Annotated in this window: 2 protein-coding genes; one reads left to right on the top strand and one right to left on the bottom strand. The window is 72.5% G+C overall.

Annotated elements, in window-relative coordinates; translation table 11 throughout:
• Positions 1 to 4 precede the first annotated feature (4 nt).
• Complete coding sequence (locus ABD067_RS07360) at positions 5 to 331, bottom strand: hypothetical protein (protein WP_343894559.1); 327 nt, start codon at positions 329 to 331, stop codon at positions 5 to 7.
• A 95-nt stretch (positions 332 to 426) separates the two neighbouring features.
• On the opposite strand from ABD067_RS07360, the gene ABD067_RS07365 reads away from it, so the two are divergent.
• Positions 427 to 969, top strand: a complete 543-nt coding sequence (locus tag ABD067_RS07365) for a hypothetical protein (protein ID WP_343894560.1) — start codon at positions 427 to 429, stop codon at positions 967 to 969.
• Positions 970 to 1,024 lie beyond the last annotated feature (55 nt).

Genomic DNA, 1,024 nt, shown 5'->3' on the forward strand with positions numbered 1-1,024 from the left:
TCGGCTACCGCCACCGGTCCCGTTCGCGCTCAGGGGTCCAGGCCGCCACGTCCTCCTCGGCGACAGGCATGCACGTCGGGTGGTCGTACTCGTCGAACACCGTCTTCGCCAGCGCGTAGGGCGGCCCGTCGAACCAGCTTGGGTCCTTCCGGGGATCGATGGCGGTCCGGGTCTCCGGCCCGCGCCTCCCACGGCGGACCTTCACCTCCGCGAACTCCGTGCTGTCGATCCGGATCGCCACCACCACGCGGGTGCCGATGTCGGTGCAGAGCCACAGGGAATGGCCGTTGTTGGCGAAGACGCGGCCGATGGCGAAGTCACGAAGCTCCATGCGCCCCCTTAGCACCGCCGCGCCCGGGGCGGCGCCGCACGATCCCGCGCCGCGCGGGGATTTGCCGCCGCAAGCGCGGACTCTATCGTCGCCGCGTGCCGCCGACCGACTCGCCTCCGCCGCTCCGCGTCAACCGCGCGCCCGTGCTGACGCTCTGGGCCGCCGTGGTGGCGGAGCGCCTGGGCCACCCCGAGGAGACGGCGCTGACGCTGGGCAGCGCCGTAGCGGGCACCGCCGCCCGCGCCAAGGCGCGTCGGCTGGGGATCGCGGAGGACCGTTCGGAGGACGACGGCCAGCGTCGACGTGGAGACGCCGCTGAGGGGAGCCGCGCCGTCCGGCTCCTGGGGCGCGAAATCTTGGTGTCGCGCTCCGACGGCGGCGTGCTGCTCGCGGCGCACGAGGAGCGCCCGCAGTCGCCCGCCTCCGTGAGGACTTATCTGGCGCGCGCCTTCGGCGACCGACTGGGCGAGGTCCGGTCCGCCATGGAGGCGCTGGCGGCGTCGCTGCCCCCGGACGAACTCAACAGGGTGGGTTTCCGGCTCTACGAGCGCTTCCGCCCGGAGGTGCCGGAGGGTGTCGAAGGGTGGGGCAAGAAGGCGGTGCTCGACATCGGGCGGATCAGGAAGGCGTTGGAGTGATGCACTTTTGCTCTGTTGAAACCCTGGCCTGCCCTGGGGCGCTTGGGTCGGCTTT

Source organism: Craurococcus roseus (assembly GCF_039523795.1).
GTDB lineage: Bacteria > Pseudomonadota > Alphaproteobacteria > Acetobacterales > Acetobacteraceae > Craurococcus > Craurococcus roseus.

Coding starts and splice junctions, on each gene's coding strand:
- ABD067_RS07360 (WP_343894559.1), bottom strand. CDS start 331: ATGGAGCTTCGTGACTTCGCCATCGGCCGCGTCTTCGCCAACAACGGC.